Source organism: Arthrobacter sp. ERGS1:01 (genome assembly GCF_001281315.1).
Taxonomy (GTDB): Bacteria; Actinomycetota; Actinomycetes; order Actinomycetales; family Micrococcaceae; genus Specibacter.
The window spans coordinates 14,677-40,867 of the sequence record NZ_CP012477.1 but is presented as its reverse complement, the minus strand read 5'-3'; the positions used below and the strand labels follow the sequence as shown (position 1 = coordinate 40,867).

At 60.8% G+C, this 26,191-nt stretch carries 14 protein-coding genes and 1 pseudogene; 5 read left to right on the top strand and 10 right to left on the bottom strand.

The window, feature by feature from the left end:
* The 4 genes and pseudogenes from AL755_RS00115 to AL755_RS00100 all read right to left on the bottom strand — a co-directional run bounded on the left by AL755_RS00115 (position 1) and on the right by AL755_RS00100 (position 5,432).
* Positions 1–888: a GNAT family N-acetyltransferase gene (locus tag AL755_RS00115; protein WP_150116971.1), complete on the bottom strand. Its 888-nt coding sequence runs from the start codon at positions 886–888 to the stop codon at positions 1–3.
* A 31-nt stretch (positions 889–919) separates the two neighbouring features.
* Positions 920–2,074, bottom strand: a pseudogene (locus AL755_RS00110) (dipeptidase).
* A gap of 665 nt (positions 2,075–2,739) precedes the next feature.
* Complete coding sequence (locus tag AL755_RS00105; RefSeq protein ID WP_054009181.1) at positions 2,740–4,137, bottom strand: serine hydrolase domain-containing protein; 1,398 nt, start codon at positions 4,135–4,137, stop codon at positions 2,740–2,742.
* A 170-nt stretch (positions 4,138–4,307) separates the two neighbouring features.
* Positions 4,308–5,432 carry a M20 family metallopeptidase gene (locus AL755_RS00100; protein ID WP_054009694.1) on the bottom strand — a complete coding sequence of 375 codons (1,125 nt, stop codon included), beginning with the start codon at positions 5,430–5,432 and terminating at the stop codon, positions 4,308–4,310.
* Positions 5,433–5,839: 407 nt separating this feature from the next.
* Here AL755_RS00100 and AL755_RS00095 point away from each other — a divergent pair, with 407 nt between their 5' ends.
* Positions 5,840–7,618 carry a PucR family transcriptional regulator gene (locus AL755_RS00095; protein WP_160318816.1) on the top strand — a complete coding sequence of 593 codons (1,779 nt, stop codon included), beginning with the start codon at positions 5,840–5,842 and terminating at the stop codon, positions 7,616–7,618.
* A 194-nt stretch (positions 7,619–7,812) separates the two neighbouring features.
* Here the strand turns inward: AL755_RS00095 and AL755_RS00090 are convergent, their stop codons facing one another.
* The 6 genes from AL755_RS00090 to AL755_RS00065 form a co-directional block, all read right to left on the bottom strand.
* The gene (locus AL755_RS00090; RefSeq protein WP_237762428.1) at positions 7,813–8,910 is read right to left on the bottom strand and encodes a dipeptidase; all 1,098 of its coding nucleotides are present in this window, start codon (positions 8,908–8,910) and stop codon (positions 7,813–7,815) included.
* A 579-nt stretch (positions 8,911–9,489) separates the two neighbouring features.
* Positions 9,490–10,884 carry a serine hydrolase domain-containing protein gene (locus AL755_RS00085; protein ID WP_054009180.1) on the bottom strand — a complete coding sequence of 465 codons (1,395 nt, stop codon included), beginning with the start codon at positions 10,882–10,884 and terminating at the stop codon, positions 9,490–9,492.
* A 72-nt stretch (positions 10,885–10,956) separates the two neighbouring features.
* Complete coding sequence (locus tag AL755_RS00080; protein ID WP_054009179.1) at positions 10,957–12,537, bottom strand: ABC transporter substrate-binding protein; 1,581 nt, start codon at positions 12,535–12,537, stop codon at positions 10,957–10,959.
* A gap of 248 nt (positions 12,538–12,785) precedes the next feature.
* The gene (locus AL755_RS00075) at positions 12,786–13,589 is read right to left on the bottom strand and encodes an ABC transporter ATP-binding protein (protein ID WP_054009178.1); all 804 of its coding nucleotides are present in this window, start codon (positions 13,587–13,589) and stop codon (positions 12,786–12,788) included.
* Entirely contained in the window at positions 13,586–15,379 is a 1,794-nt protein-coding gene (locus AL755_RS00070) for a dipeptide/oligopeptide/nickel ABC transporter permease/ATP-binding protein (protein ID WP_054009177.1), read from the bottom strand. The genes AL755_RS00075 and AL755_RS00070 overlap by 4 nt, the downstream gene beginning before the upstream one ends.
* An 8-nt stretch (positions 15,380–15,387) precedes the next feature.
* On the bottom strand, positions 15,388–16,446 hold the full coding sequence (locus tag AL755_RS00065; RefSeq protein WP_082368763.1) for an ABC transporter permease: 1,059 nt from the start codon (positions 16,444–16,446) through the stop codon (positions 15,388–15,390).
* 496 nt (positions 16,447–16,942) lie between these two features.
* Here AL755_RS00065 and AL755_RS00060 point away from each other — a divergent pair, with 496 nt between their 5' ends.
* From AL755_RS00060 to AL755_RS00045, 4 genes are all read left to right on the top strand, one after another.
* Positions 16,943–20,563, top strand: coding sequence for a TM0106 family RecB-like putative nuclease (locus AL755_RS00060; protein ID WP_054009176.1), 3,621 nt, complete (start codon positions 16,943–16,945; stop codon positions 20,561–20,563).
* A gap of 151 nt (positions 20,564–20,714) precedes the next feature.
* On the top strand, positions 20,715–22,172 hold the full coding sequence (locus tag AL755_RS00055; protein ID WP_054009175.1) for a DUF3375 domain-containing protein: 1,458 nt from the start codon (positions 20,715–20,717) through the stop codon (positions 22,170–22,172).
* Positions 22,169–22,888, top strand: coding sequence for a DUF4194 domain-containing protein (locus AL755_RS00050; RefSeq protein ID WP_082368762.1), 720 nt, complete (start codon positions 22,169–22,171; stop codon positions 22,886–22,888). Before AL755_RS00055 ends, AL755_RS00050 begins: the two co-directional genes overlap by 4 nt.
* Positions 22,885–26,187 (top strand): ATP-binding protein, encoded by a 3,303-nt coding sequence (locus AL755_RS00045; protein WP_054009174.1) that lies wholly within the window; start codon positions 22,885–22,887, stop codon positions 26,185–26,187. The genes AL755_RS00050 and AL755_RS00045 overlap by 4 nt, the downstream gene beginning before the upstream one ends.
* Positions 26,188–26,191: the final 4 nt, after the last annotated feature.

Genomic DNA, 26,191 nt, shown 5'->3' with positions numbered 1-26,191 from the left:
TTACTTTCCTCTCGTCACGATGTAGCTGCCTGTTTGTGGCTCGAACCCTTCGACACGTCCGCCACGGGACAGAATGCCGGCCAGAACTTCACGTACCGCAGTGCGCCACTCCCGCCCGAGTCCCGGGTCTACGTGTCGAAGGATTTCGATATCTTCCGGAACTCCGACCAACAGCGTGGAAGCGCTGGTCGCAGCCACTACGGGTTGGCCGGCGCGGCCTACGGAGAGTGCGGCGACGCTGTTGTGGTCCGCAGTGTGCGGCGTACCCGTTCCCGGTGTTGCATCGCAGCGCCGGACCACTCCCGGGCTCGCGAGATTCCATTCAAGGAGGAGCCGATCTGACTCGTCCGTTCCGTTAATCTCGTCGAGCATAGGGCCGTAGTAGTTGACCAGATACTGCGAAGCCACACCGCCAAGTTTGTGGAAGTTGAAGAACGCGTTCCGGCGAACCAGAGGGTCAAATGTCCACGTGATGGTGTCCACTTCGCTCTCCAGGGCATGGGCTCGCTGGTCCAGCTTCAACGCGTAACCGACATTCCTGCCGCGCGCTGTGCCGCTGACTCCGGCGATGTGGCTGTGCATGCTTCGCGATTCCGGTGGCCCCCAGAACCCGACGCAGACGCCAACAAGTTGCCCTGTTTGAAATGCGCCCGAGACGTAGCTGTTGGCGGAGCGGATGCCCCGCAGCAAGTCTTTGGACATTAGTGAGGACCCGGATTCCGGACGCCAAATGGAGTCGAGGAGAGCTTCGCAGGCAATGAAGTCATCCAAATGCCTCAACGGGCGTATCGCAACATTGGCGAGCGAGGCCGCGCGCATTGCAGATTGACGCGCGGTCGACGTGCTGCCCAAGGAATGATTTGCAGGGTCTGAAATGATTTGCGACATATGTCGATCTTTGTTGATCATGAGTAGTGAGTCACCGTCCAATCGCACTAGTTTTTGGCTCGTCGTTGGTCTTTTTGACCGGCAAATGAGTGTGCTCGATCAAGCCGCCCACGAGGGCAAAGAGGGCGTGGGCACTTGTCTGGTCGAGAACGCGAAGTAGATTTTCACCCATAAGCTTGGCGAGGTCATCTGATGACCAGCCTCGTTCAGCAAGTCTCTCCATTGGCACGGAGAAGCTCGAGACATCAGACATTTCATCGGGAAATTCGTCGCAACCGTCGTAGTCGCTGCCCAAGCCGACGTGATCGACGCCTGCAATATCTCGGGCATGTTCAATATGTTCAATCAGATGATTGATCGTCGTAGACGGACGCAATCCGGCTCGACCATTCTCTACTCATTCGTTGTAAGCCTCATCAAGGAACGCCGGAACCAACGCGATCATGATTACGCCTCCATTCACTGCAAGTGTCTTCAGGATTGAGTCGGGGACGTTTCTAGGGTGCCGACATAAAGCTTGGCAGGCAGAATGACTAAAGATAACTGGGGATGTCGATGTCTCGATCGCGTCCCTCATTGTGGCCGGTGAAACATGCGATAGGTCAACAAGGACACCGAGTTCGTTCATCACCTTGACGGTCTCATGTCCGAAACCGCTGAGACCGCCGTTGTTTGGCTTGTCGGTGGCTGAGTCGGCCCAGGGATTATTTGAATTGTGTGTAAGCGTCATGTACCTGAGGCCTAGCCGCGCCAGCATCCGCAACGTGGCGTGAGAACTGCCAATGCTGTGCCCGCCTTCGGCACCAAGCAATGAAGCAATTCGTCCACTCCGCCATATTCTCCGTACATCTTCACCGGTGCGGGCAAGTTCAAAAGTCTCCGGACACCTCTTAATCATTCTGTAAACAAAATCGATCTGCTCGAGGGTAAACTGCACAGACTCGGACTCAGTAGGGGCCGCAGGTGAAAATACTGACCTGAACTGCCCTCCTACTCCACCACGACGCAGTTTGTCGATATCAGTATTGAAGTGGGAATCGAGTTCCAGACCTTCGACAGAGTAATTCGCGATTTCTCTGGAAGCCCAAGGACGATCATTGTGTCCGTCAATGAGCGGGATACAACTAAATGCTTCGACGGCAGCAGGGTGGGTAAGGGAGGGTTGTGTCAACGTCGTTGAAGTCACTTCCAGGTGTACCTGATTCCTTTTGGTGGGGGCATCTCTGCACCCAGTCGTAACAGATGCTTCTGTACCGTCTCGTAGGAGTCGATACAGATTGGTAAGGGATCGAACGAGTGGAAATCAGCCTGGATAGTAGTTGCGCCTGGCGTGGACGAAGAGGACCCTGTACCGATCAGATGCCACGGGTGGGCGATCTCGGCCTCCTGAAATATGTATAGACGTATCCGGGTTCAAGGTTGTTAGTCCACGAATCCCCAGGTCGAATCGATTTCAAGTCCTGCCTGAGCCGCTCAGCCTCTCACTTCAATTTCATACAGTGAATCGCCCTTACGCGCGATCTTCGATGCACCGCCGGGAGCCGCCGCTTCAGGCACAAGCACAGCCTCACCCTGTGCGGCCTCCGATTCAATGGGTGATCGGGATGTTTGGGAACCAGCCTCCTCATCGCCACCGATAAGAATTGTGATTCCATCAAGAGAATCGATGCCCTAATTTTCGATAATGGGACTGCCAGCAAGGAGACCTTGGACAATGCCGAACTTCATGTCAATACAGGCTACGGACCTGGATTTGGCGACGGCCGGAGAGAAAAGGGAAAATCGATATCAATTGATGTCCGCGCCAGCCTTGGGCAGGCTGACGCGGACTCGTGGCACTACGACTAGAATCTAGTCAGATACTTTTTCATAAAGCCGCCCGCCATAAAGAAATTCAACGCCATCGATCAATAAGTGTGCGAATTCGGTAGCCGATCCTTCAGGATCAAACATGAATCTGGAATTCGATAGCATGCGAACCTGGAGCGGCGGCTGGTCAGGTTCCCCAGATATATCAACCTTTGACGAAGCAGCCATCAGGAGCTGCCCGTCCTCCCGGCGAGTCAACTCGAAACGAGTCGTAGTAGTTTCATAGGTACCGAGCAACCCACTGCCGTCGAATTCATCGCCAGCGCCTTCATCGAGGGGTTGGGGATATGCCAGTCCCAGCTCAGCACCAATTGCAGTCTCCAACTCCTTTGCCAGAAGTGACCCACCGCGTGAATTTGTCAGAATACACACAGCAACATTTGCTTCTGGAAATGTGTGAAGACTAGCAATCTGTCCGATAGTAGCCCCGCTATGGCGAACCGAAGTCGCCTGCCCCCAGTCCGACAAGACCCACCCCAATCCCCATGCCTGATCGACAGAAGAGACGGTCGAAAGGTCGAACTGCGGTGTCCGCATTAGTCGAGCTGACTCTTCGGACAGGATCCGGTTTCCGTTCAGTCCGAGCCCGTCGCGCATATGAGCCGATGCAAAAATGAGCAGATCCTCAACTGTGCCCGTAATTACTCCTGCCGGTCCCTGGGCCCTAACCAAAACCCATTGCTTGGTCGGTACAACTCGTTCCTCGGATGTCGGATCAGTATTTGCCAGATGACCGACCGCAGCACGGAATAGCGGGGCATCCTTGGTCCTAGTGATGACGTGGCTGAGTCCCAGCGGTGCATAGAGATGATCAACCAGCACATCATCCCAGGCTTTCCCCCGGAGAACTTCAATGATCCTTCCGGCAACCGTAAACCCGGAGTTGCAGTAACTCAGTTGTCCTCCGGGCGGGGTAATGCTGCTGGCCGTGGACAAAGACGCAACGTACTTCTCAATGCAGTCATCCCCATACCCTGTGTCAGTGAAGAGGTCACCGTCAATTCCGCTTGTGTGTGTCAACAAGTGACGTACGGTAATCAGATCTGAATATTCAGAGGTGGCAATTTTGAAGTCAGGAAGGACATCAACCACGAGGGTATCGAGAGTGAGTTTCCCCTCGTCAACCAACTGCATGATCAGAGTCGTGGTCCAGATCTTCGTGATTGATCCGTATTGGAAGATCGTTTCGGGCGTGACCTCCACACCAGTGACGAGACTTGTCACTCCTGTCGTCAAAACACGCAAATCGACATCGCCCGCTGAATCGAGAGCAATCAACCCGACCTGCACCCCTGGGACGGCGTGCTTCTTGGCGAGCGAGTCAAGTCTTTCCTGCCATTCCGGTGTGGTCAGCAGATCTGGAGGAATTGTTACGGTCATTGGTGCTCCTTAGAATTGTTGTTCTCACAGTGGGAGAAGGCTGAACCGGAAACTGAGGTGGTCTCTCCCCAGCAGTTACTCAGACTGGGGATGTGAGGCCCCTGGAATGATTTGAAGGGTCGCAAATGATTTGCGACATATGTCGATCTTTGGTGATCATGAGCAGTCAATCACCGTCCAATCACACGAGTTTTTGGCTCAACGTTGGCGTCTTTGACCGGCAAAAGAGTGTGCTCGATCAGGCCTGCCACGAGGGCAGTTCTCCGTGGAATTTCATCTACAACTGAGTGCTCGTCGTCTGCATGGGCTCCGCCACCCACTGCGCCGAGCCCGTCGAGAGTGGGGATTCCGAGTCCGGCGGTAAAGTTACCGTCCGAGCCGCCTCCCACTTTCGCCCCCCCGAGCTCTCCAAATCCAAGGTTTTGAGCGATAGCGCGGGCACTCTCGAATAGCGAGGACGACATGGTGGCTTCCATTGGGGGGCGGTTTAACCCGCCGGCGACACTAAGAATTGCCCCGGGCAAGACGGGGGTCAAGGACCGCATTTCGATGTCCACTCTGTCTTGCTCTTCCTGAGTCCATGCCCGGACGTCCACCGTTATGTCTGCGGTTGCAGGTACGGTGTTCGTCGTGGTCCCCGCCGAGAGCACTGTGGGGACTACGCTCGTCCCTGTTACTTCCGAAGCCAGAGCCGCAATTCGCAGTACCTGATGGGACATCTCGACGGCCGCGTTGATTCCTTTCTCCGGTTCGAGCCCGGCGTGGGCAGCCCTACCCGAGACGCTCACGCGATAATCAGACATTCCCTTGCGAGCGACTTTGAGGGCGCCACCATCGGCCGAAGCCTCAAGTACAAAGACGGCGGCGCATTCGGCCGCGGCGGACTCAATCAGCTCCCTCGAAGTATGTGAACCAATTTCTTCGTCGCCGGTTACCAGGATCGTCACTGAGGATCCCGGATCCAGGGATGCCACGGCATAGAAGGACATGACAACTCCAACTTTCATGTCGAAGTTTCCTGGGCCAAGGAGAACGCCCCCCTCCTGGGCGTAGGGGTGCCTTGCCAACGTTCCGTGTGGCCAGACGGTGTCGTGATGTCCGAGGATCAGGACCCGGCGCTCCCCCTCACCCAGCCTCCATCTAAGGTGTGTGCAGCCATCTATGACAATTCGTTCCCCTTTAACACCCAGGACACGTTCACCGAGGGACAACACTTTGTCTGCGCTATGGGCGACGGCGTTCAGATCAGCGGACGGCGACTCCGTTTCAATGAGGATACGAATGTCTTGGAGCATTGGGTCAGTGAGAGCGCGGAAGTGGGCAAGGGGTTCTGTGGTCATACCGGGGAACTTTCATGCGTGGGATGGAGTGGACCATGCTTCCCGAACCATTCGACAAGCTGGATGTTGACGGCAACTCCACTCCCTTGGATAGGGATTGCGGTGGTACGAAGAAGGCAATGGCCTCATGCTGGCCGACAATCTCTGGCGCGGGAAGGTGAAACCCAATTCCGCAAGGCGTTCATGCCATGCAGACCGCGAGGGCGCTGTCCCGTGCGATCGACTGGATGATCAAGGGGACGGTTTCGTGGACATACGAGCCTCCTGGAGAAATGGCTTGGTTTGCCGAGCGGCGACGACCGCAAGGCGCCAACGACAAAGAGTCGGCTAGGGAAAATCGTCTGCGATTCTGAATGCCGCTCATGGATCCAGTCTGGTGGAGAAGCCTGCTGAAAACACCGTCACAAAACACCAATTGCTACGATAATCAAGTGCGGAAGTACGAAGTCGGTGCAGGTAGTGTTGATAATTGGAAGCAGGGAGCGAGCGAATGGTCGATGATGATTAGTCACGGAATCCGACTTGAAAGAGTCGTGAGCAATCTGGCAGGCACACTGTTGGAGGTGGTTGCCGGCAACATCGATCAGGCTGCCCTGGTCACTGACGTTGCCATCGACGAACCGCGCGAACAGGCGGAGCTGCAACCCGGCGCCGTGCTTCTGTGCACCGGTGCTGACGTAGAACATCTGCCGGGATTGATCGATCGCGCCGTCGCGAGCCAGATCCCCGCCTTGGTGCTTCGTTCGCCGCTTAACCTTCCGGCTGAGTTGCGCGCCACCATTGAACGAAGTGGCGTCGTCCTGCTCGGTCTTTCAGCTGGAGCGACGTGGACCCAACTCGTTGTTCTTCTGCGATCCCTGCTGGCCTCCAGCGCCGGCACGGAGGAACGCGTGGCCGGGCTGCAGGCGGAGGACACATTCGCTCTGGCCAACGCCATCGGGGCACTCCTCGACGCGCCAATTACTATCGAAGACCGCACCTCCCAGGTCCTGGCATTCTCTGGCCGCCAGGATGAAGCCGACCAAGCACGAATCGAGGCGATTCTGGGACGTGCAGTCCCCCAACACAACAGACAAGCCCAGGAACGGGCCGGCGTTTTCAAGCGTCTGTACTCCAGTGAGAAACCAGTGTTCTTCGACACCCCCCAAATTTTGGGAGCAGCCGGGCTCCCCCGAGTTGCGATTGCGATACGAGCCGGAAATCAAGTACTCGGTTCCATCTGGGTCGCTGTTCGGAATCCATTGAGTCCCGAAAAAGAACAGATTCTCGTTGATGCCGCGAAGGTCGTTGCACTTCAACTGTTGCGTGACAGGGTGAGCTCGGATGTTGATCGTCAGGTTCGGGCAGATCTCATCGCATCCGCTTTGGCGTCCGGACCGGCCGCATTAGGGGCCATTGAGCGGCTGCGCCTCGCACAACGGACAGTAGCGGTGCTTGGCCTGTCCCTGCCTGGCGATACGGCCGATGAGTCGTCATCTGATCAAACACGCCAACAGTTCCTGGAACGGACCGCTCAAGCATTTGCATTTCATCTTTCGGTAGCTGCTCCGGGAGCTGTAGCCGCGCTCGTCGGCGACGTGTGCTACGCGATCATGCCTGCGATGACACGACAGGGCGCCACAAACCTACTACAGATGGCACAGCGGGTTTCGAAAGATTTCCTCGACCGGACACCGAACAGAGCCGGCGGCGCCGTCATCGGGATTGGTCGCAGTGCGGACTCCGCTGATCCGACGGAGCTTGCCCGATCCCGCAATGATGTAGACAGAAGTATGCGCGTCCTGAAACTGGGCCATGGAAGCCGGGTCGCACTATTCACCGATCTCCAAATGGACGCGCTACTACTGGATATAGGTGACCAATTGCGAAATGAGGGCGGCCTCGTTGATGGCCCTGTCGCCCGAATCCGTCAATACGATAGCGAACACGGTACCTCTCTGGAAGAAGCACTCGAGCTATGGTTGGACAGTTTCGGGAACGCCCTGAGCGCGTCAGCGGCGCTGGACTTGCACCGCAATACCTTCCGGTACCGCCTTCGTCGCGCCGCACAGATTGCGCAGATAAACCTTAACGACCCTGACGAGCGGTTCGCGGCCATGCTCGAATTTCGACTAAGCCGGCGGCTGCGCGATGTTGGCTGACCGCGAGGAAGCGTTCGCGAGCAGACTACACCCCGGTGCGTTGCCTCGAAGGCATCAAGAAACGCCTTGCTTGCGGGCGGAAATTCGTGGGATCGCTGATCAAAAGGGCCGGTGTGGCAAGTGCCCGCAACCGTCGCTCGTTCGAGCGAATTCCGGGCAGACTTGCACCAACCGGGGACAAAGCCGGGTACCACCTACTGCGTCGACGACACCGATTCAGTGCTGGTAGCGTCCAGAACGCGCAGCAAGTTATCGCCCATCAATTTGGCTAGTTCGGCCGAGGTCCAACCACGCTCAGCAAGCCGGTCAATTAGCACAGCGAAACCCGTAGTGTCTTGCAAGCCGTCAGGGAAATCACCGAATCCGTCGAAGTCGCTTCCCAGACCCACATGGTCGATGCCAGCGATGTCTCGGGCATGCTCAATGTGCTTGACCACGTGCTCGACCGTCACTGGGGGTCGGGGACCATTGCGACCCCCGTCAAACCAGCTCCTGTATTCCTCATCGAGGAACATCGGTACGAAGGCGACCATAATGACACCACCATTGTCAGTCAAGGAACGGAGCACGTCATCTGGCACGTTTCGCGGGTGATCACAGAGAGCCCTGCATGAGGAGTGACTGAAAATGACGGGTGCAGAAGATGTCCTTATCGCATCGCGCATCGTGTCAGGCGAGACATGGGAAAGATCGACTAGCACGCCTAGGGCATTCATCTCTCTAACGACCTCCCGGCCAAAGTCGGTGAGTCCTCCATGAACCGGACTATCCGTCGCGGAATCCGCCCATGAAGTATTTGAATTGTGTGTCAGGGTCATGTATCTAAGTCCGAGCCGTGCCATCATTCTTAGAACGCCCAGGGAACTGCCGATGCTATGTCCGCCTTCGGCTCCCAGTAAAGACGCGATACCTCCCTTCTGCCAGATACGTCGAACATCGCCTCCTGTGCGAGCAAGCTCAAAGGTCTGCGGATACCGGCGGATCATCCGGTAGATGAAGTCGATTTGTTCAAACGTGAATTGCACGGCATCTGCTTCAGGTATTTCCCCTGGAGCGTAAACGGACCAGAACTGCGCACCGACTCCGCCACCGCGCAGCTTTCCGATGTCGGTTTGAAAAATGGAGTCCTTCTCGAGCCCGTCGACTGAGTAGTTCGCCGCGCCCCGTGCTGCGTGCGCGAGATCGTTATGACCGTCGATTAGAGGGGCAAGGCCGAATGCCCTTATGGCTTCAGGATGGCGTAGGGCCGGGGGCTGAGTGTTAGAAGATTGCATGTGGTGTTCCACTTTCATTGAGGTCTTCTTCAATTCGATTGTTCTCTAAAACAGCAGAACGCGTTGGAAAGTTGCAGTTTTGTTTCTGATGCCGGGCACTGCCAGTGCCATTGGCCTGACAAGAGCCTGCCCACAAATTCAGCCGGGAGGGTGGTTCGTTGAGGAATTGACTCGACGTCGACTCGCTCGATTGCTGTACGCTCCCCAGCTGCCTGTCCAGTTCGCCAGAGGCATCAGCCGCAAGGGTTTGAACTATGCCCACCTTCATATCGAGGCAGCCGAGCCACCGCATCTGGTCCTTCATGACGCTGGCAGGATTCCGCTCGAGTGTGCCGACTGGCCAGTAAGTGTCTCGCGGACGATCTCCGGTTTCTGTCCTGGAAGAACCTGACCGAGAGTCCCCATGATTCGCGCCTATCATTCCAAAGCCTGGGCATCGTCGGACGGCGACTAGCATGCGATATGGGCGAGCGAGTCCACAATCAGCTGTGGCCGGCGTGCGCTGGCGGCATCAAGAAGATTTGGTTGTGCCATGGATGTGACTCCTGGGATATGTGCTGGGCTGGGCGACTGATGTGGCCCAGCCCAGCACAACGTCTAGTCGCTCGTGAGTTTGTACAAGCGGGTGCTGTAGAGATAGCGGTTTCCGTCAAGCAGGAGATGGGTAAATTCGTATGACTTTCCGTCCATTTCAATGAGGAACCTGGTGTTTGACAAAGGAACGACTGGAAACGGTGGAGCTTGCGGCTCACCGTTGACATCCGCTTTCTCGATGGCGGTGAGGTAGTACCGGCCATCATCAAGGGCCAGCTCATAGCTGTTGGACGTCGACTCATAGGTCCCCAGAATCTGTGTCAGGTCGCATGATTCGGCAGGCGACTCAGCCACAGGCTTGGGGACGGCCAACCCCAGTTCGACACTGATTGCAGTCTCGATCTCCTCAGCCAGCCCCGAGCCTCCGCGCGAGTTCGTCAACACTGCGATCGCCATTTGCAGTTGCGGAAACGTTTGAAGTCGGGCGATCTGCCCGATCGTCGCTCCGCCATGATAGGCCGACCTCACAGTTCCCCAATCCGATAGAACCCAGCCCAGCCCCCAGGCTTGGTCCACTGTCGAGACCGCAGTCAGATCAAACTGTGGTGCCCGCATGAGCCTCGTGGACTCCACGGACAGTATGCGTTCTCCGCTCAGCGCCAAGCCATCCCGCAGATGGGCCGCCGCGAATTTCAGTAGCGACGACATGGAGCCGGTGATGCTGCCGGCGGGTCCGATGGATCGTGGCAGCATCCATCGGGTCGCGGGAATAACCTTGTCTGCTGATGCAGTGTCTGGATTGGCGAGGTGACCGACGGCGGTACTGAACAGCGGCGCCTCTTTCGTCCGGGTAATGAGGTGCGTTAACCCGAGCGGCCGGACAAGCCTCTCCACGACGACGTCGTCCCATGGCTTGCCACGCAGGACTTCGATAATCCGGCCGGCGACTGTAAATGCCGAGTTGCTGTAGCTTAGCTGACCGCCGGCCGGAGTGACGCTGATGGCGGTGGCAAGTTCATCAACATATTTCTCCACGCAGTCGTCGTTGTCGCCGGTATCGGTAAACAGATCTCCATCTATGCCGCTGGTATGGGTCAGGAGATGGCGGATTGTGATTTTTTTGGTGTTCGCGATATCGGCGATGGAGAACTCCGGCAGGATCTCCACCACAGGAGTCTCCAGTGTCAGTTTGCCTTCATCGACGAGCTGCATGATCAGCGTCGTTGTCCAGACTTTGCTGATGGATCCGTATTGGAAGAGTGTGTCGGGAGTTACCTCAATTCCGGTTGCAAGACTCGTCACGCCCGTGGTCATGACACGCATGTCTGGTCGACCCTCGCCGTCCAATGCGATCACCCCCACCTGCACACCAGGTACGGAGTACTTTTTTGCCAGAGCATCGATCCGGTTCTGCCATGCCTGCGAGGCAAGAAAATCGTCGAGGAGTTGGAATGCCATTTTGCTGATCCTTATGTGAGTAGGTGCCATAGAACGTGGCCCGGACTGTGCCGGGCCACGGTGCCGTCGTGATTAGCCCGACTGCCGAATCGACCACGGTTCGATCTGGAGTGACCGAGTCGCGGTGAACCCTTTTGTATATGTGGTGTTGTTGATCCACCCGATACCAAGGACGTCGGCGTCTGATACCAGGGCGCGCTCCGCAATCTGCCAATCCGGGCATCCTTGGGTGCCGAGCTTGTTGCTGGCAAGAATGACGTGCTCGTTGTAGGTGGAGTTGTTGATCTTCGAGAAATTGGTCGATCCGGGCCCGCTGAAGGACGGGACGAGCATCGTCGGGAACGGCGCCCCTACGTACCAGTCAACGACATCCCAGTCTCCGGTGCCTGAGGATAGCTGACCGGAGATCGCAGCCGTATCGGCGCCCTTCAGAGTTACATCCACGCCGAGTTTCTTCCACTCACCGGCCAAGTACTCGAACGCTGTGGCCTTTTCGGTGCTGTTACGGTACAGGAGCTTGATGGACAGCGCCTGTCCGTCCTTGCTTCGAACGCCGCCTGCTCCGACCTTCCACCCTGCATCGTCCAGTGTCTTCGCAGCTGCGGCGGTATCAAACGCTGGAGCGGACTTGTACACGTCATCGATGGCGCAGGTCGTCGGCTTACCGATCAGGAGCGACTGGAATGGTTCGCTCTTGCCGCCGGCCATGATATCGGCCATCACCTTGGTGTTGGTGCTCTGGACAAGGGCCTTGCGGACAGCTGGGTCAGAGGCTGGCCGGGAAGCAGCGTGGTTGAAATACAACTCCGTTGAGCCGGATTTCAGTGGCAACCCGGACATCCCCTTGGCATCGAGACGGGCAGCATCTGGTCCCACGACTGCTGCCGTGTTGATGCTGCCTGTCAACAGCAGGTTGGCCCGCGTGGTGTCATCACTTACCACGGAGACCGTGACGGTTTTAGGAAGACCGGCAGTCTTGGACGTGGTCCCGTCCGGGCCCCAGGTGTAATCGTCACGACGCGTCAGCGTGTAACTCTCGCCTGGCTTCACAGCGGACAGGGTGTAGAGCCCGGTCCCGTCAAACGCGGATGAGTACTTGTCAGGGCTGGCGATCGCTTTGCCACATGCGATGAACACTTGACCAAGCAATTCGAGGAAGAATGAATTCGGTGTCGGGGAGGTCAGCGTGACTGTCCTTGCCGAATTGTCTGCTTTGGCCGTCATTCCCGCAGGTACAAATGTACCCAACACGGGTGAAGCATTCTTGGTATCTGTGATCCAGGTGAAGTTGTCTGCCACAGTCTGCGCGGTCAGCGGCGAACCGTCGCTGCACGTTATGCCGGCTTTGAGCGTAAACGTCACTTTTGTTGATGACGCAGTCCATTTCTCCGCCAACCACGGCTTGGGCTTGCCATTGTCATCGACAGTGATGAGGCTGTCGTATCCGAAGGAAACTAGCTGGCGCGAGTCGGCAAAGGCCGTACTCTGCGGAAACAGGTTTCCAGGATCTGCCGACAGTGCCCAATTAAGGGTGCCATCTCTCACAACAGCCGCTGAAGAGCCCGTTCCTGTGCTGCTGTTGGGGCCGCAGGCCGTCAGAACAAGAGCTCCGGCGGCCGCAACGGAGAGAACGGATAGGAATTTGAACTTCATGGTGCTACTTCCTTTGTGTGTGCAGGACGTTCGAGGGGAGCATGGGGTATGTGTTGCCGGGTGCGGCGCGAAGAACAGCTCCCCAGGTGACACTTCAGCGGGTAAGCCTCCGGGTTTGCAGTTGTTTCTTCACAGAGCCGTGGCCACCGAAGGCCGCCACGGCGGTTGGAAGCAATCGGGCGTCAGATGGGGCCCGTCCCCTAGACATCGAGCCTCGACATCCGGGTGGAGCATGTGAGGCTTCCTTCTCACCGAGCGGGGACGAACAACGGTTTGCCCATCTCGGGGACTGCTTCGATCAGTGCACGAGTCGATGGGTGCTTTGGTGTAGTGAGAACTTCATCGACGGGCCCGAACTCAACCAGATCGCCCTTGTCCATTACCGCAACGAAGTCGCAGGCATATCTGACGACAGCAAGGTTGTGCGAAATGAACAACGCCGTGAAGCCAAGCTCGGACTGGAGTTTGCGAAAGAGATTGAGGACCGTTCCTTGTACCGAGACATCCAGGGCAGAGGTAATCTCGTCAGCAAGCAACACGGACGGTTTTGCGCCAAGCGCCCGAGCCAGTGCGACCCGTTGCCTCTGCCCCCCCGACAACCGCCGAGGGTAGTGTGCCGCGTAGGAAGAATCGAGGCCCACAAGGCTGAGCAATTCCTGCGTCTCTGCCTCTACCTTTCGACGCGAGGGTACTCGTTGCTTGGATCTGCGGTAGCTGGCATGCAGCCCCTCGGCGATTGAATCTCCGATGGTCATCCGAGGGTTCAGTGACGAATATGGATCCTGAAAAACCATTTGAACCTGGCGTCGATGCATCCGTCCCGCCCGGTTTGACTGCAACAGAGAACGTCCATCGAGCAGGATGTCACCGGAGGTCGCGTGTTCCAGCCCCACTGCCACACGGGCTATTGTGGACTTCCCGGATCCTGACTCGCCCAGAACACCGACTGTACTTCCCTGGGGAACGATGAAGCTGACGCCTTTGACGGCATGGACGGTTTTGGGTCCACGTCCGAAATCGACCACCAGGTCGCGAAACTCGAGCGTAGTCATGCCTTGTCCTCCTTCATGAAGTCGGCAACGGTAGCCATAGGACGCGAACGGTCGGTCGTCAGCGTGGGAATCGAGGCTACCAAAGCCTTCGTATAGGGGTGAACGGCGCTCCCTGCAACCAGGTCGGCGCTTGATATGTCCTCTACAATTTCACCGTGATACATCACCAGAACCCGTTCACAGAATCCAGTCACGAGTGCAATGTCGTGTGAGATAAACATGACCGCTGACCCGTGTTCTACGGCAACGCGGTCCAGGACCTGCATCACCGTGCGTTGAACCGTCGCGTCCAATGCTGTAGTGGGTTCATCGGCGATGACGAGCTTCGGTGTTCCCATCAAACCCATGGCGATCATGGCGCGCTGCCGCATACCACCCGAGAATTGGAACGGATACTGGCGGGCCCGCATCTTGGGGTTCTGGATGCCCACTTCGGCTAGCCTGTCAGTGGCCTGATCGCTGGCCTTTGATCGAATGGCTCCACCGTGGAGGCGGGCCGTCTCAGCGACCTGCGGACCCACGCGGAGCGAGGGATTAAGCGAGGACATTGGGTCTTGGAACACCATTGACATCTTCAGACCCAGGTCAGCGGCATGGGACGCAACTTCGCGTTCACTCATTCCCGCGTAGTCGACCCCATCAAATACGATGGCGTCTGCCTCGACCCTTCCTGGGTACTCGATGAGCTGAGCAACAGCCAGGGCTGTGAGGCTCTTGCCTGAACCCGATTCCCCGACGATTCCCACACGCTCTCCGCGTGCAATATCGAAACTTACCCCGCGAACCGGCGTTACCCACTTGCCCAAAGCCGGGAACGACACGTGAAGATCGCGAACCGACAAAACGGCTTCGGGATCCGGCACCGCCTCCCTATCCGGCTCGGACTTTGCCGATCGGGTGGCCAAACCGGCCAGCTTGCGCATCGAGATAACTGGTGTCACACCGACTGCGCGGCCGATCGTATCACCGAGCATGGTCAGCACGACTCCGGCCAGGGTGACAGCAATTGCCGGCGCCAACGCGGCCGCGGGCGACACATACATGCGGTCGAGACCCTCGGACAAAAGTCGGCCCCAATCGTACGCAGGAGCCTGCAGGCCTATCCCGAGGAACGACAGTCCTGCCATCGCGGTCAGGCTGCTGGCGGCCGCCATCGTCGCATTGACCACAACAACGTCAGTAATGCTCGGGACGATGTGCCGGAACAGGATCGCTGTCCGCGGCACGCCGAGGACTTTCGCAGCGCTAACGAAATCCCGTCCAACGACGCTCGCGGTCATCGTCTGGCACAGTCTTGCGATGCTCGGCATCATAGCCAATCCCAGCGCAAAGACCGCCCCGGTAGCACCCTCCCCAAAAAACACCGCAAGGAACAGAATTAGAAGCAGGGCGGGAAACGCTACGAGCATGTTGACGGCTGCGGTCAGGAGCCGGCCGATCCACTGCGGCAGAACGCTCGGAAGGCAGCCCACAATCACCCCGAGTGTCACACCGATAAGGGTCGCAAGCATGCCGTACATCAATGATGTACGCGCGGCCACCAGGGTACGGAGCAGGATGTCGCGGCCAGCAGAATCGGTCCCCAGAAGGTGCTCGGCACTTGGCCCGCGAGCAATCACCTCGACGTTGACAGCACTGGCTTCGGCGCCCCAAAGTACGGGAGCGAAGATTGCGAGCCCGACCAAGAGGACCGTGCCGATAACGGCGATGGCTCCTGTCGGTGTTCGCATCTGGTGAACAAATGATCGTATCCGCCGGGTCGCCGGCGCGACGGTAGTGAGTGTAGTCATCGGGTCCTCTAAAGTTTTGTAATTCGGGAGCGCGGGTCAAACATCGCAATCAGGAGATCGACCACAAGATTGATCAGCAGAATGAGGACTCCATAGACCAGAACGATGCCCTGTACCAGGGGATAGTCTCGATTCGTGATGGAGCCAACCACCACCGGTCCCATACCCGGCCAGGCAAACACCGTTTCGACAAAGACGCTGCCCGCAATCAGCCCACCAAACAGCAAGCCCGCAAACGTCAGAGTCGGAGTCACCAGATTCGGCAGAACCTGGTGAAAAAAGAGTCGGGCCTTCCTCATACGTTTTGCCCTCGCAGTCCTGACGTAGTCAGCCTCAAGCACATTGAATGTTTCGGCACGAACAATCCGGGCAAGAGCACAGGTCGAGCTAAGCGACAGCGCCAGGACGGGAAGTACATATGACGACGGACCTGAACGTCCTGCCACTGGGAAGACGGGAGAGGAGATCGCGAACATGTATATCGAGATGGCCGCAATAACGAACACCGGCGCGACCGTCAGGAGTCCGGTGATACTGGAGAACACCGCGTCCAGCCACCTGTTCCGGCCGCCGCGTGTCGCTTCACCCATTGCCATGCCCAATGGAATGCCGACCACGAGAATCACGATGATCGACAGAACCGCGATTTCTAACGTTGCTGGCATCCGCTGGGCAATGACATCAAACACCGGAAGACGCGTGCTGTATGACATTCCGAGATCACCGTGGAATAGGTTCTCCCAGAAGTGGAAATACTGCGTGACCACTGACGTGTCCAGACCGAGTTCGGCGCGCCGGAGGGCGACCTGCTCGGCCGTGGCCTCAGGACCAAGCGAAAGCCGTGCGGGATCTCCCGGCAGCAAGCGCACCATGAGATACGCTGCCGTGACCAGTACAACGACTGAGGCCACTAGCCGCATGAGGCGCCTGGTCAAATAGCTCACCCAGGGATTGGTGCCGGCGGCTTTCGTCGCCGGCTGTGCAACCACATCCGTAGGCAAAGGCACCTCAGAAACCACCACGGCGTCTAGAGTATCGGGCGGTGCCGTTGAAATCGTGTTCTTCATAGAGCCATCTTTGCAGTGTGGTCCGACTCACGTCGTGGGTAATTGGCATCAATTTCGGAAGCACCTTTAGTCCTGTTTGACCAAGATGGTTCCGGGTGCGCAGACCCGTCCAGAATTGGGCCGCGGCGAAACCAGCCCGTGACGAACAGCGGCTGGTCCACGTACCCGAGACCTCAACGTGGTCGTTTCAGATCTACACACCCCATCCAACGACTACGGCCCGGCATTGACCCGCTGCTGACTCGGATAGTTCAGGGACTATTGTCGGCCCTTGCCTGCATCGGCGTGTTCGTCGCCGTCGTAGTTGCAGGAATGGCCCTGGTAGTATCCATGACCGCCGCCGTCCTGGACCGCGCGACGACGTGAAACATGATCACACCGATCGGCGTGGGGCCCTTCGCAGCCTGGTTCGTCGTAGCTCAAAAGGGTGCCGGCAAGGAATGTCGGTGCCGCTTGCTAGATTCAAGTGACTGTACCCGCCAGGAAGGCATTGGACATGTTTTTGCTTGACTCCCCCGCGGGCGGCGCGGCGCCGCTGATATTTTCGGCGTCGGACCTGGTGGTGGCCAGCGAGTGTGAATACCGCACACTGCGGATCCTGGACGAGAAGCTGGGGCGGGCGGACAAGCCCGGATTCCCGCAGGACGCCATGCTCCAGCGGGCTTCGGAACTCGGCGATGCCTTTGAGCACAAGATCCTCAACGAACTCATCACCGAACACGGCGTCTGGGATCCCGCCACGGGCCGCGGCGTCAAAGTGATTGACCGGGGCCCCTTGAGCTGGTCCGGCCTTGAGGCCAAACGGGAGGAGACGCTGGCGGCGTTGCGGGGCGGGGCCGACGTCGTTTTTCAGGCCACGTTCTTTGACGGATCGCTCGTGGGGTTCGCGGATTTCCTGGTGAAGCAGCCCGACGGCGGCTATGCCGTGTGGGACACGAAGTTGGCCCGCCACGCCCGGGTGAGTGCACTACTTCAGCTGGCCGCCTACGGGGACCAACTGAAGAAATACGGCATCCCCACGGCACCCGTGACAACCCTGGTATTGGGGGACAGGAGCCGCAGCGACCACCCCATGCCGGATCTGTTGCCGGTGTTCCGGGAGCGCCGCGACCACTTTCTGGCGCTGACCGCCCGGCACCGCGCCCAGCCCCGGCAAGTCGCCTGGCGGCAGGAGGGCGTCAGTTACTGCGGCCGGTGCGACTACTGCGCCCAGCAGGTTCGGGAGCACCAGGATCTGCTGCTGGTCAACGGCATGACGGGCTCGCAGCGCAGCAAGCTCCTCACGAGGGGCATCACGACCGTCGACGAGCTCGCGGACATGCCCGCCGAAGCGGCCAACGGTCCCCTGTCCCGGCTTCGCGACCAGGCCCGCATGCAGTTGGGTCGGGAAACGGTGGACGGCTCGGCCTTCGCCGGCCCCGACGCGCATCCCGTCAGCTACAAGGTCCTGCGGAACAGTGTCAGCCACCTTCCCGCACCCAGTGACGGCGACATCTTCTTTGACTTCGAGGGGGACCCCCTCTGGCAGGATCCAGCCACCGAAAAGTGGGGCATCGAGTACCTGTTCGGCTCCATCGAGGCCCCCGTGCCAGGCACACCCGCGGGCACGAAGGAGGTGTTCAAGCCGTTCTGGGCGCACTCGGTCAGCGGGGAGCGCCAGGCATTCGTGGATTTCCTTGCGTACGTCCAAACCCGCCGCGAACGCCACCCGGACATGCACGTCTACCACTATGCGCCATATGAGAAATCGGCGCTGCGCAACCTTTCCGTCTTCCACGGCGTGGGCGAGGACACCGTCGATGACTGGTTGCGCACGGGCCTGCTGGTGGACCTGCTGGACACGGTGCGCCAGTCGGTGCGCATCTCCGAGGCGTCGTACTCCATCAAAAAGCTGGAGCCGTTCTACATGCCGGCCGCCCGTTCGGGCGACGTGAAGGACGCCGGCGCGTCCGTGGTGGCCTACGCCCTGTACTGTGCCGCGCGCGACGCCGGATTGGCCGGGGACACTGCCAGGGCCGCCGAGGCGGAGCAGATTCTGCAGTCCATCGCCGACTACAACGAATACGATTGCCTCTCCACCCTGCGGCTGCGGGACTGGCTGTTCCAGATAGGCGGTGCCACCGTTGCGGACACCTGGACCGCGGGCAGCGGCAAGCTGGAGGTTGCCGAGGCAAAGGAGGGCGGCTACGAACCCACCGAGGACGAACTCAAGCTCCAGGCGTTCATCGAGAACCTTCGGGGGCAAAAGGACCGCGCCCCCAGCAACGACGAAACCGCCATCGAGATGGTGGCCGCCGCGGCCGGTTACCACCGCCGCGAGGACAAGCAGTTTTGGTGGGGGCACTTTGACCGGCTGGGCAGCGCCGTTGACGACTGGTCCGAGGAACGCAATATCTTTCGGGTCCAGTCAGCCGAGGTCGTGGAGGACTGGGCCAAGGCGACACCGCGTTCCAAAACAGAGACCCGCACGGTCCGGCTGAGAGGCACCTCCACCGAGGGCTCGGACTTCCGCCCGGGGTCGTCCTGGTTCGGCATGTTTGACGCGCCCCTCCCCGAGGGCTTGGGTGAGGATTCGGAGAATCCACGCCAACGCGACGGGCTGTTCAACGTCACCATCGTGGCGGACGAGACAGATCCGGAAACACCCGATCTAGACACACTGCTCGTCACGGAAAAGTCCACGATGAAAGTCCCCGCCTACCAGCAGCTCCCGATGACGCTGACGCCCAACAAACCGGTACCAACCGCCAGCATCCGGGCCGCCCTGGCAGCCCTCGCCAACACCGTCGGCAACAATCTGCCGCACCTGCCCAAACATCCGGGCCTGGAGATCCTCCGCAAGGCCGCGCCCAGGCTGGACGACGGCGGCTCCCTTCCCTCCGCCGTCGTGCCTTCGGACGGGCACAGCCTCCAACAGGTGGACTACATTGGCGCCATTACCGACGCCGTGCGCCGGCTGGACTACTCCTACCTGGCAGTCCAGGGCCCGCCAGGCACGGGCAAGACCCATGTGGGTTCCCATGTGATTGCCAATTTGGTGGCCGCCGGTTGGAAGGTCGGCGTGGTGGGGCAATCGCACGCCGTGGTGGAAAACATCCTCCGGGCCGCCATCGAGAAGGCCGGCGTGGATCCCCAACGGGTGGGCAAGAAGCTGGCCGCGCCGCACGAGGTGCCGTGGGAGATCAAGGACGACAAACAATTTGGCAGGCTGCTCGGCGCGGAGGGCGGCGCCTTGATTGGCGGCACCGCGTGGACCATGACGGGCGCCAACGTGCCGGCCGGCTCGCTGGACCTGTTGGTCATTGACGAGGCCGGGCAGTATTCGCTGGCCAACACGCTCGCGGTGGCGCAGGCGGCCAAACGGCTGTTGCTGTTGGGGGATCCGCAGCAACTGCCGCAGGTCACGCAGGGGTCCCACCCGGCGCCGGTGGACGAGTCCGCGCTGGGCTGGTTGTCCGCCGGCCACGCCACGCTGCCGGCCGAGCTGGGCTACTTCCTGGCCGATTCCTGGCGCATGCACCCCGAGCTGTGCTCCGCCGTCTCGCAGTTGAGTTACGACGGCAAGCTGGAATCCGCGCCCGCCGCGTCGCTGCGCCACTTGGCGGGATGGCCCGCGGGCGTGGAGACGGTCATGGTGGGGCAACCGGCTGACGGCGAAGGGGGCGGCGTGCAGTCCTCGCCCGCCGAAGCGGCCGAAGTCGTGGCCCAGGCGAAGGCGCACCTTGGCCTGATGTGGACCCCCGGGCCCGGTGCGGCGCCGCGCCCGCTCACCCAGGAGGACATCCTGGTGGTCGCCGCCTACAACGCCCAGGTCCACCTGGTCCGGACCACGCTCGACGCCGCCGGGCTGAGCGGCGTGCGGGCAGGCACCGTTGACAAGTTCCAGGGCCAGGAGGCGCCCGTGGTGCTCGTGACCATGGCCTGCGCGGACCCGTCGGGAGCCCCGCGCGGCATGGAATTCCTGCTCAACCGCAACCGCATCAACGTGGCGGTTTCCCGCGGCCAGTGGCGGGCCGTGATCATCCGCTCCCCCGAACTGACCAACTTCATGCCCACCAAACCGTCGGGCATGGCGGAGCTGGGTGCGTTCATTGGGTTATGCAACCGCGGCGACTGACCGGAGATTGAATCTGGCCCGCAAGGGCAGCGCCCCCACCGCCTGGTTGGGCGCCAGCCTGCGCCCGGCGCTGTGGCGTGCGGCATGTGCCTGGCCCGCGTTTCAGGCGATAAAATGGACTCTCCACCACCCCTACCGTTAAGGCCCACCCATGCGCTCCACTGAAAACGCCGTTGCGCACTGGCATACCCAAAAACAGTTGCGGCACGGCCCGGCCTGGAAACTGATGCAGGCGGCTCCCTGGACAGTGGCGTTCCTGCGTGCGGAGTTCACGGCCGCCAGGCAGCGCATCACGCTGGAGGAATTCCATGCGGACCTGGCCGCGTTCATCAAGGAACTCCGGCACGAGAACCTGAACCTCAACGATGCCTGGCAGGCCTCCAACTACGCCGATTCCTGGGTTCGCAGCCAATTCCTGGCCCGCCCCATGGTGGATGGGCGCTTCGTGTACGAACCCACCGCCGCCACCGCCCGGGTGCTGGCGTTCCTTGACACGTTCACGGTGGAACGCACCAACCTCAACAGCTCCCGCCTGAACACGCTGCTGACCAGCCTGGAAACGCTGTCCTTCCAGACGGACCCGAACCCCGACAGCCGCATCGCCATGCTCGAGGCGGAAATTGCCGAACGCCAGGGTGAAATTGCGGCCCTGAAAAACGGCCAAAGCCCGGCCGTGCTCTCCGACGACTCCGCCGTGGCCGCCACCCGCAGCGTCCTTGACCTGGCCTCAAGCCTGCCCGCCGATTTCAAGCGCATGCGCGACGGCGTCGAGCTCATGTTGCACACCATCCGCACGGAAATCATGGAATCCTCCGTGACGAAGGGCGTGGCCGTGGGCCAGGTCCTGGAGGGTGACAAAGCGCTGCGCAACACGGCCGAGGGCGCGACGTTCCAGGGTTTCACCGAATTCCTCAACGACCCGGTCCAGCAGGCCCGGTTCCGGCAATCCGTGAATGAAGTGCTGGAACGCAACTTCACCGAACAGCTCAGCAGCGAAGAACGCAGCAACCTGGCCACCCTGGTGAAGGAAATGCGCCGCCAGGCCGCCGACGTGCACACCATCTACGGCCGGCTGTCCGAGAGCCTGCACACCTACGTGCAATCTGATGAATTCAAGGAATCGGTGCTGCTGCGCAAGGCCATCCACGCCGCAGAACAGGCCGTGGCCGCCGCCGCCCTGGGCACGCGCACCCCCGTCACGGCGCCGCTGCTGTACGCCCCCGAGTTTGAGACGCTGGCCGGCCTGGGCATCTTCAACCCCGATGACCACGTCCCGCCGCCCAAGCTGGCAGCCCCGCCCGTGCTCAGCGACGCCGACATCCACCGCACCCCCGTCACGCCGGCACCCGACATGCCGGCCCTGCACGCCGCCGTCGGCCTTGCCCGGCGCAGCCGCAACGGCAGCGCCAGCCTGGCCGACGTCTATGCGGAGCTGCCCGCGGAACTACGCCACATCAACACCATCCGCGGCCTGATCCTGGCCGCCCGCAGCACCGACCAAGGCCTTGATGAGGGTGGCACCGAGACCCTCCGCTTCACCCAAATCGACGGCACGGAGCGCACCGCCCGCGTCCCGCTGATCACGTTCACGAAGGACACCGCGCCATGACCCAAAGTTCCGAACTCGATCCGGAGACGTACGACGCCGGCCCCGCACCAACGCCGGGCAGCGATGCCTACCGCACGGAGCGGGCCTTGTTTGCCGGCGACACCGGTTCCTTCCCGCTGGACATTCGCCAGGCTCTGGTGCGCCTGCTGCGCGGACCGTACATCGACGGCACCGTCGACGCCGCATTGTGGACCACCCTGCTGACCCACAGGGCGTCCCTGCAGCAGTACTTGAGCGAGATTTTCCTGTTTCTGACGGTAGATACGGACCGCAAGATCGCGATGCTGACCCCGGCGGAAATCGACGCCGTCCACACCCAGCCCATCGTGGCCCGGAAGCCGTTGCGCCGCGAGGAGACCCTGTTGGCGCTGCGCCTGCGCATGCTGCTGGACCGCCATGCGGGCACGGGCACCGATGTGACCATCACCCGCTCCGGCGCCCGGGAAATCCTGGCCGAACACCGCCGCCCCGGCGCGGTGGACGACAAGCGGCTGGATGAGCAGACCGACGCCTCGCTGGCGCGCCTGCTGGCCCTGAAGCTGCTGCTGCCCACCGAGCTTGCCACCGAATTTCGGGTCAGCAACGCCCTGGCGCTGGCGCTGCCCTTTGATTCAATCGAGGCGATCCCCGCCTACCTCGACGCCCTGGACAAGAGCAACGACGACGAACTGGATCTTGACATGCCGGAATCAAATGATCGGGAGAGCGTCCAATGAGCATCGCCACCCCCTTGCCGTTCGGCGAGGAAATCAACCCCGGCCAATACCGGCTCAGCCAGATCCAGATCATCAACTGGGGCACGTTCCACGGCCGGCATTCCATGTACGTGGACCGCGCGGGGACACTGCTGACGGGCCATCCGGGCGTGGGCAAGTCCACCTTGTTCGACGGCATCCAACACATCTTTTACGCGGCGCCGCGGCTGAACGAGTCCGCCCATGAGGCCTCCAACCGCAAGGACAGGCGCACCACGTTCAGCTACATGCGTGGGCGCAAGATCAAAACCGCCGATGGCACCGTGTACCAACGCCCCAGCGCCACCTGGTCCGCCACAGCCCTCGTGTTCGAGGACGGACTGGGCCGCCATGTCACGATTGCCGCGCTCTTCGACCTGCCCGCCAACGGTCTGGAGGGGCAGGTCGGCAAGCATTACCTGATCCTGGACAAGCCCCTGGACACGGCCGCCCTGGAAAACCACGGCAGCCGCCGCTTTTCGCCGTCGTCGCTGCATGCCGCACTCCCCGCCGCCGAAGCCTTCGACGTGCACAAGACCTTTGCCGAACGGTTCCGGCGCAAGCTGGGCATCGACAATGACAAGGCATTCAGCCTGTTGCGCACGCTGCAGAACGGCAAGGGCCTGGACAAGGGCGTCAACCGCTTCTTCCGCTACGAGGTGCTGGACAAGCCGGCCACCATCACCGCGGCCAAGGCGGCCGTGGAGGACTTCAGCCACCTGCGCGGGATCTATCGCCAGCTCGAGGACGCCCGCGGCCAGCGGGACGCCCTGACCCAGGTCCCGGAACTGCACGGAAAATTGCGGGAGCTCCGGGAATCCCTTTCACGCACAACCGAGCTAAAAAACAAGCAGTTGCCGTTGTTGCGCCAACAGTTCCAGGCCGAGCTGCTGACCGCAAAGTCGCTGTCGCTCGGCGACCGCCGCACCGCCATGCGCGGTGACATTGAGGCAGCGGTCGCCGCCAAGGACGCCCTGACGGATGCCGTGGCGGCCCTGGATGAACAGCACGCCAACCATGGCGGCAATGCCATTGAAGGGCTGGAAAAGGACATCCGCACCACGGTGCGGGAACACCAGGAGCGGGCGCGCATCGAAGCGGCGGCCCGTGGGGACCTTGACGCGGCGGGACTCGCGTACGACTGGAGTCCGGCGGGCCTGTCCGCCGCCCGGCAAAGCGCCGTGGACGGCGTCGCACGCCAGCAGGAGGAAACCGAGTCGGCGCGCACCCGCGAGTATGAGGCCGTCGCGGCCAGCATGAACACGAAGGCGCAGGAGAAGAAACTCCGGGCCGAGATCGCCTCCTACGAGCGCCGCGGCAGCAACATCGACGGCCGCAGCGCCGCCGCCCGCCGCGCCATTTGCGCCGAAACGGGCCTGGACCCGGCCGACATGCCATTTGCCGGCGAGCTCGTCGACATTGGCAGCGACCACCTGCCGTGGCGGCCCGCCGCGGAGAAGGTGCTGCGCTCCCTGGCCACCACGCTGCTGGTCCGCGGCGAGGACATCAAGACTGTCACTGCCGCCATCAACGCACTGGATGGCCACGGAAAACTGCGCTGGATCAACATCGCCACCCCGCCGCGGCAGGGCGAGCCGGGTGAGGACCACCTGGTGACCAAGCTTGAATTCCAGAACTCCGACGCCGGCACCTGGCTGCGTGCCAAGATCACCGGAGACTTCGGCTTCCGGTGCGTTGACAACGACGCCGAACTTCACCAGCACGACCGTGCCATATCCCGTGCCGGAACCCTCAAGGTCAACTCCGCGACCTTTGAACGCGACACCCGGTCCGTGAGCCCGTCAGACTACCTGCTGGGCTTCAACAATGTGGACAAGATCCTCCAGTTGCAGGCGCAGGCCGATGATCTGGCGGCGGCCTACGAAAGCTCGGCCGCGCTTGCCGAGCAACGTAGCAAGGCCAAGGATGAACTGACCGGCCGGCTGGATGCGCTCAAGCGGGTGGCTGCGGACACCCGTGCGTTTGAACAACTGGACTCCGCGGCGCTGGCGGCCGCATTGGAGACGCTGCGGGCCACCTTGGCGGCCACCATTGACAGCAGCGCCTCATTGGCGCAGATCCGCGCTTCCCGCAGTGACGCCAAGGCGGAACTGGAAGCGGCCGTGGGCAGGGTGGCCGTACTCCACAACGACCTTGCCGGCATTGAGAAGGAACTGCACGGTGTCCAGGCAACCGCTGTGGCCACCGGCGAGCAGGCGCGGCTCAACCCGCCGTCGGACTGGGCCGTGGACGCGTTTGCCCCTTACCTGGCGGACGGCGAGCCGGCCAGCCTGGAGGAATTGGAGCAGCTGTTCGGGCGGGCTGCGGTGGATCTGGGCGAGCGCCTGACCACCATCAAGGAACGGGTTTTCCGTACCGAAGGGGCTCTCAGCGACACGTTCAAGGCATTCGCTCGCGAGTTTGGACCCGCCGTGAGCTCCAGTCTCGGCACGGGCGCCGAGGCCGTGGAACAGTACGAGGAGCTATACGAGCGCATCGTCGCCGACGGCCTGCCGCAGCGCCAGGACGAGTTCCGCGAGTACTTCAACAACCGTTCCTACGAACGCTTCTCCGACCTCCTCCAGCTCTTGGAGGAGGAGCGGCGGGCCATCGAGGAACGCATTCTGCCGTTGAACCAGATCTTGGAGGACGTGCCGTTTGAGAAGGGCAGCCGGCTCCGGCTCGAGGTGAAGACCACCATTCCGGAGGAGGCCCGCGCCTTCCGCACGGAGCTGAAGGAGGCCCTGGGCAACGCGTACGCGAAGGCCACCGAGGAGAAGATGGCCGCCAGTTACCAGCAGCTGGAACGCCTGGTGGATGCCCTGAGCGATTCATCCCTGCAGCATTGGGCGGACACCGTGCTCGACGTCCGCCAGCACGTGACCATCAGCTGCAATGAGCACCGTCCCAACGGCGAGGTTGAGTTGGGGCTGGAGCCGGGCACGCTTTCCGGTGGTGAAGGCCAGCGGTTCACGTCCTTCATCATGGGCGCCGCCTTGGCCTACCAGCTGGGCATCGACACCCAGGGCTACAGCACCTATGGCACCGTCATGATCGATGAGGCGTTCATCCAGGCCAACTCGGAATACGCCGGCGCCGGCATCAACGCCCTCCAGGAGTTTGGCTTCCAGCTGCTGCTGGCCGCCCCCGAGGACAAGGTGGACCTGTCCAAACACCTCGGTTCGGTCACCGACATCATCAAGCACCCTCAAGCCAATGTGTCGGGGTTTGTCTCCACGGGCCGCTCACCCGCCACGGCCACCGACATCATCCTGCGGTAGCCGG